This is a genomic window from Tepidanaerobacter sp. GT38, from assembly GCF_021991635.1.
Lineage (GTDB): Bacteria > Bacillota > Thermosediminibacteria > Thermosediminibacterales > Tepidanaerobacteraceae > DTU063.
The window spans coordinates 23,692-30,013 of sequence record NZ_JAFFJA010000059.1 but is presented as its reverse complement, the minus strand read 5'-3'; the positions used below and the strand labels follow the sequence as shown (position 1 = coordinate 30,013).

Here is a 6,322-nt window from a genome sequence, read left to right as displayed (position 1 = left end):
ACTTGACAGGGGGCAGTTCATAAGCTTTAAAGCAGTTTTTTTTTGTTTTTATCTCAGTCATAATAATTAAAAGCTGTAAATATAAATTTATAAAGAGGAGGACAAGAAGGTGAAAGGGATACATATCAGAAAAAACTTAGAAGCTATTTTGGAAAACGAAATACTACCTATATTACCTCTTCATATAGCTCAATTGATAATGTCTATAAATTTAGAACACCTATCAAAGTTGGAGGAAATCAGATTAAGAGTTTTCAAACCTTTAATACTTGTAGTAAACTCTAAAGATTATATGCTGACTCATGATGGAAAAATAACTCAAGATTACAGTCAAGCTTATTATTTGACTAGAGAAGATATATTTAAAACCTTCCATTTTATAAGTCAATATTCAGTTTATTCATTTGAGGAAGAATTGAAAAATGGCTATATAACTATTTCAGGTGGTCATAGAGTCGGTTTTTCAGGTCAAGTAATTTTAGAAAATAACGCTATAAAGACTATAAGAAATATTTCAAGCATAAATATAAGAATTGCTAAAGAAGTGATAGGGGCAGCAGACAGAGTAATGCCTTACATAATTGACAATGGAAAGGTGCTAAATGCACTTATAATATCGCCTCCTAAAGCTGGAAAAACGACACTTTTAAGAGACATCGTGAGGCAGCTCAGTAATGGAGTGGATAGTCTAGGTATCAATGGCTTAAATGTAGGGCTCGTAGATGAACGATCAGAAATTGCCTGCTGCTATGAGGGAGTCCCTCAAAATGATGTGGGCATAAGAACAGATGTTCTCGATGGCTGTCCAAAAGCAAAGGGAATAATGATACTTCTCCGCTCAATGTCACCAGATTTAATTGCCACTGATGAAATAGGAAAAAGTGAAGATGCCTTGGCAATAGAAGAGGCTATAAATGCAGGTGTTGCCATATTAACTACTGCACACGGCTTGGATCTAGATGATATAAAAAAGAGGCCTGCCATAAGAAAGCTGATAGAAAGATGCTTTTTTGATAGATATATTATCTTGAGTAAAAAAATGGGCCCTGGGAACATAGAAGCCATACTGGAAAGTACAACTGGCAAAAATATGCTAAAAACTGTGAAGGAGGGAAACAAATGTGGCTGAAACTGATAGGAGGAATAATTGTTATTGTTTCTTCCAGTATGATAGGGTTTATAATAGCTGGCAACTTCAAAAACAGGCCTAAAACATTGAGAAATCTGCAGGTGGCACTGTCTATGCTTGAATCTGAAATAAATTATGGTCATTCGCCGCTGCCACAGGCTTTTAGAAGTATAAGTAAAAAATGTGAAGAAGATGTCGCCAGACTTTTTGATTTAGCAGCCAAAGAGCTGTCTTCACGAAAGGGTCTAACTGCCAGTGAAGCGTGGGAAAGGTCTTTAAAAGAATTATTTAAAAACTCATACATTACAGAAAATGATTTTGAAATCTTAATGGCTTTTGGTAAATATCTGGGTTCTACAGATAAAGAAGATCAGATAAAAAATATAAGGTTAGCGTTAAACAATTTAAGACAACAAGAGATAAGCTCAATCCGCGAAAAAGAAAAAAATGAAAAAATGTGGAGATATTTAGGCGTGTTATCGGGTATTATGATTTTCTTATTATTATTTTAAGCAAAAGAGGTGTTAAAGTGGAAGTAGATATTTTGTTTAAGATTGCCGCTATCGGTATTGTAATTTCGATTTTAAGTAAGGTATTGGACGAAGCTGGAAGAAAAGAACAAGCCCAAATGACTACTCTTGCAGGCGTGGTAATTGTCTTAATGATGGTGATACAACTCGTCAGCCAGCTTTTTTACAATGTAAAAACTATGTTCCAGCTTTATTAGGAGGATCTTTATGGAAATAATCCAAATTGTGGGACTCTGTGTCGTCACAACAATACTGGTAGTACTTTTACGAGAGGATAGACCCGAAATAGCTTTACAAATGAGCATAGTCGTAGGGGTTATAATACTGCTTCGCATGATTAATCAAATTCTTGCGATTGTTGAGTATTTAAGAGATTTATCTTTGAGAGCTAATATCAGCAATTTATACATTTCTACTGTTTTTAAAATTATTGGAATAGCTTATATTGCAGAATTTGGTTCTCAAATATGTAAAGATGCTGGTTCACACTCAATTGCGTCAAAAATAGAATTCAGTGCAAAAGTTTTCATTCTAGTTTTGTCATTTCCCGTTTTGATGGCAGTTATGGATTTGATAATTAAAATCCTTCCTTGAATGGAGGTTTAAAATTTTTGAAAAGACCGTTAGTTTTCATCATCATAATAATATATTTGTGTATTTCAACAAATATAGTTTTGGCCAACGACAAAATTAATGACGAAATTATACAAAGACAATATGAGGTAATAGACAAAGCTGAATTTGATACTTTTATAAAACAATTAAATTCCACCTATCAAGACTACATGCCACAATATGGCCTAGACGACTTGGTGAAAATCATAAGAGGGCAAAAAAATTATGACTTTAAAAATTTAATAAGAGGCACAGCAAGATACTTTTTTCGTGAACTTTCCGCAAACGTGCGCTTATTAGGTGAACTTATAATTTTATCAATAATTTGTGCTGTTTTTAAAAATATACAAAGTGCTTTTCAAAGCGATAATATTGGAAAAGTAACCTATGCTGTTACCTTTCTTGTGCTGATAGTGATTGCTATTCAAAGTTTTGATATAGCTTTAAATGTTGCAAGGGAAACCATTGACAAAATGGTAAGTATCATTCAGGCGTTAATGCCAGTAATTTTATCACTGCTAGCTTCCATGGGAGGCCTGACCTCAGTTGCAGTTTTTAATCCCCTAATATTTATAGCCATATCCGTCACAAGTACGTGGATCAGAACTATCCTCCTTCCAATTATTTATTTCGTAGCTGCATTAGGGCTTATAAGCAATGTTTCTAACCGATTTCATGTATCGGCATTGTCATCTTTTTTAAAACAAATATGTGTTTTTCTGTTAGGGCTTTTCCTAAGTGTATTTTTGGGCATCTTAGTTGTTCAAGGGGCTGCTGCTTCAGTGGTAGACGGAATATCCATACGAACTGCCAAATTTGCTTCAAAAAACTTTATACCCATAGTAGGTGGTATATTTTCTGATACTGTGGATACTGTCGTAGGCTGTTCTTTGATTCTAAAAAATGCTATCGGATTTACAGGGTTAGTAGTAATTTTTTTAACAATTTTATTTCCTGTAATTAAAATTCTTGCAATGGTATTTATATATAGATTAGCAGGGGCTATTATACAGCCTCTTGGAGAAGAAGCGATGGTAAAGTGTTTAAACGAAATGGCCGGCAATTTAACATTTGTTGCAATTACTGTAAGCTCTGTGGCGCTGATGTTTTTTGTGGCAGTTACGGTAATTATTGCTTCGGGAAATATAACCCTTATGATGAGGTGATGCAATGGTTGGTGCTCTAAGCCAATGGATTAGACAAATTATCATGGTGGTTATGTTTGCGGCCTTTGTTGACTTTTTAATACCCGAGAACAGCTTTTTAAGGTATGTAAAAGTCTTTTTAGGTCTCTTAGTGATGATTGCAATCATAAATCCCCTTATACCTTTGTTTCATAATAGTTTGTCTTTTGACGATATTCCTATTGTATATGAAAATTTTGTGGATAACAAAAGTATAGCAACTATGTCAGAAATTATAAACCAAAACAACAGTCAAATGACTATTGCACAGTACAAAGCAAACGTTGAAAAATACATTTTTCAAAAAATAACCGATCTAACCTCATATAATATAAAAAATGTGTCAGTGAAAATAGACGAAGATGTTTCTAGCAACAACTTTGGAAAAATAACATATGTAAAAATCGCATTAACTAAAAGTCCAACTGATGACGTAAACCCAAAAGGGAAAATATTGATTGAAAAAATAAAAATCGGCGATGAATTATCAGAGTCAAGTAATTTTATAGAAAAGCCTAATACGGAGTTTAGGGATATAATAAATTATTTAGTATTAACCTTTGATATTCCCGAAACCAATATTTATATAAGCTTGGAGGATTGAACATATGGCATCAAATAATAATTTAAAAACAATTATAGAATGGATTAAAAATCCCAAAAATAAAATCATATCTAAATTTATGTTTCTATTTACTCTTGGGTTGCTGTTGTTGTCTTTAGGCAAATTTTTAACTGCGAGTGATAACCTGCAAAGCAATAGTGAATACTTAAAGTCATCTGATATTATAGAGCAGAACATGGCGCAAGAAAATATATCTTATGAGGATAAGTTAGAAAGACAACTAACTGAATTGTTGCGTCAGGTAAAAGGTGTAGGCGATGTTAGTGTCATGATAACTCTTGAAGATGAAACTTTAATTGAACCTGCCTTTAATACAGTTAATACCGAAAAGACATCTGAGGAAAAAGATAATGAGGGAGGTGTTAGGACAATAATTGAAAAACAGACTAATCAACAGGTTGTGCTCCTTAGAAGAAATGGTGAAGAAGAAGCTGTAGTTTTAAAGAAAACTGCCCCAAAAATAAAAGGTGTACTTATTGTGGCAGATGGAGCTTCATCATCGAATATTAGAGAAAAGATTATGAAATCAACAGCAACACTTTTAGATATACCAATTTATAAAATAAGCGTATTAGAAAAATAAATGTCATTGTCTTTGGCAAGAAGCTCATAAATTAGTTTTATTTACGGGAGGGAAAAGGGGTGTCCTTTGTGATACGCAAAAGAACGATTTTGATATTTGTATTTGCTTTTATACTGGTGATGTCTGTTTACATGATGTTCTTAGGCAACTTTCCGAAAGTAGTATATGAAAAAGAATTAGATTCTGATGATTTGGAAAAAGTTTCAACTTCCACTTCCAATGATGATCAGATTGTGCCGGCTGTTAAAAATCTAGAAAGCGACTTTTTTATAGAGTACAAATTGGAAAGAGACCGATTAAGAGGTCAAGAAGCTGATTATTTAAAGGAGCTTATAAATAATCCTAATGCCAGTGCAGAATCGAAAGAAAAAGCACAGCAGGAATTAATAGCACTTTCCCAAAAGGTGGAAAAGGAGATGATTGTGGAGAATCTAATAAAGGCAAAAGGTTTTGAGGACGCGGTGATTTTCTTTTCAGATGAATACGTAAATATAGTAATTAAAACCGATGGGCTTTTGCAAAAAGATATTGCACAAATCACGGATATAGTTACAAAGACAACAGGTTTTCCTATAGATAAAATTACCATTATTGAAAGAAAATAGGGTGTGTCAATTGTATAAATCTATATATTTTGCTATAATATTGTCAGGTTAATACCATCTGGAAGGAGAAAGAAAATGAGCAATCCAGAATACAACAATGAGAAAGGTTCAATAAAAATTGCTGATGATGTTGTAGGTGTAATTGCAGGTCTCGCTGCTACGGAAGTAGAAGGAGTTGCGGGAATGAGCGGAGGAATTGTTGGAGGAATAGCTGAAATTCTTGGCCGAAAAAATTTATCAAAAGGTGTTAAAGTTGAAGTTAGTGAAAAGGAAGCTAAGGTAGATTTATATATGATTATTAACTATGGTGTTAGAATACCAGATGTGGCATGGAATGTTCAGGAAAACGTGAAAAAAGCCATTGAAAACATGACAGGCTTATCTGTTGTAGAAGTGAATATACATATACAAGGTGTTAGTTTTGGGACTTCAGCAAAGGAAGAAAATGGAAAATAACATAATACCCCCTGATTGAAGCTTTTCAGGGGGTTAATTTCCTTTGAAAGGAGCTTTTAGTTATGAGAATTTTCGAAAGAATTGCTGTTGCTGTTTTTACATTGTTGGCTATAATAGTTGGTATTGCACTTATTCTTATTTCTGCTGAGCTAATTGGTTTGCAGTATTTTAGTACAAGCATATCAACACTGTATGGCAACTTGGAAACCGGTGTTGGTGGTATCGCATTGTTGATATTGAGTTTTAGTTATTTGGTTTATACTTTTAAATCCAGAGGGGTTCCTGAAGCCGTGGTCAGAAACGGTGAACTGGGAAAAGTATGTATTACATTAGGAGCCGTTGAAAATATAGTACAAAAAGTTCTACGAGATGTTGAAGAGGTGAAGGAATCAAGAATATATATAAAAAAGCAAGAGGATGGTGTATCAATTACTATAAAAGTTACAGTTAATTATGATGTCATTATTCCTGATCTGGCTTTGGAATTGCAAAAGACGATCAAAGATTATGTAGAATCTACAGCAGGAATTTCTGTTAAAAATGTGCGCATAAGTGTCAATAATGTTTCAAATCAGACTAAACAAAAGTAGTTAAA

The 6,322-nt window shown here is 33.5% G+C and carries 10 protein-coding genes; all 10 read left to right on the top strand.

Annotation, left to right across the window (positions count from 1 at the left end; translation table 11 throughout):
- Window positions 1–118 precede the first annotated feature (118 nt).
- The 10 genes from spoIIIAA to amaP all read left to right on the top strand — a co-directional run bounded on the left by spoIIIAA (window position 119) and on the right by amaP (window position 6,317).
- Complete coding sequence (spoIIIAA, locus tag JT739_RS08760; protein ID WP_370642622.1) at window positions 119–1,129, top strand: stage III sporulation protein AA; 1,011 nt, start codon at window positions 119–121, stop codon at window positions 1,127–1,129.
- The gene (gene spoIIIAB / locus JT739_RS08755; protein WP_237660734.1) at window positions 1,120–1,641 is read left to right on the top strand and encodes a stage III sporulation protein SpoIIIAB; all 522 of its coding nucleotides are present in this window, start codon (window positions 1,120–1,122) and stop codon (window positions 1,639–1,641) included. Before spoIIIAA ends, spoIIIAB begins: the two co-directional genes overlap by 10 nt.
- A gap of 17 nt (window positions 1,642–1,658) precedes the next feature.
- The gene (gene spoIIIAC / locus JT739_RS08750; RefSeq protein ID WP_237660732.1) at window positions 1,659–1,856 is read left to right on the top strand and encodes a stage III sporulation protein AC; all 198 of its coding nucleotides are present in this window, start codon (window positions 1,659–1,661) and stop codon (window positions 1,854–1,856) included.
- Between the two features lie 10 nt (window positions 1,857–1,866).
- Entirely contained in the window at window positions 1,867–2,253 is a 387-nt protein-coding gene (gene spoIIIAD, locus JT739_RS08745) for a stage III sporulation protein AD (RefSeq protein WP_237660731.1), read from the top strand.
- 17 nt (window positions 2,254–2,270) lie between these two features.
- Complete coding sequence (spoIIIAE, locus tag JT739_RS08740) at window positions 2,271–3,440, top strand: stage III sporulation protein AE (RefSeq protein WP_237660730.1); 1,170 nt, start codon at window positions 2,271–2,273, stop codon at window positions 3,438–3,440.
- Between the two features lie 4 nt (window positions 3,441–3,444).
- Window positions 3,445–4,062 carry a stage III sporulation protein AF gene (spoIIIAF, locus tag JT739_RS08735; protein ID WP_237660729.1) on the top strand — a complete coding sequence of 206 codons (618 nt, stop codon included), beginning with the start codon at window positions 3,445–3,447 and terminating at the stop codon, window positions 4,060–4,062.
- 4 nt (window positions 4,063–4,066) lie between these two features.
- Window positions 4,067–4,666: a stage III sporulation protein AG gene (spoIIIAG, locus tag JT739_RS08730; RefSeq protein ID WP_237660728.1), complete on the top strand. Its 600-nt coding sequence runs from the start codon at window positions 4,067–4,069 to the stop codon at window positions 4,664–4,666.
- 68 nt (window positions 4,667–4,734) lie between these two features.
- Complete coding sequence (locus tag JT739_RS08725) at window positions 4,735–5,271, top strand: SpoIIIAH-like family protein (RefSeq protein ID WP_237660727.1); 537 nt, start codon at window positions 4,735–4,737, stop codon at window positions 5,269–5,271.
- 75 nt (window positions 5,272–5,346) lie between these two features.
- Window positions 5,347–5,727: an Asp23/Gls24 family envelope stress response protein gene (locus tag JT739_RS08720; RefSeq protein WP_237660726.1), complete on the top strand. Its 381-nt coding sequence runs from the start codon at window positions 5,347–5,349 to the stop codon at window positions 5,725–5,727.
- Between the two features lie 62 nt (window positions 5,728–5,789).
- A complete protein-coding gene (gene amaP, locus JT739_RS08715; RefSeq protein ID WP_237660725.1) occupies window positions 5,790–6,317 on the top strand; it encodes an alkaline shock response membrane anchor protein AmaP in 528 nt (175 codons plus the stop codon).
- Window positions 6,318–6,322 lie beyond the last annotated feature (5 nt).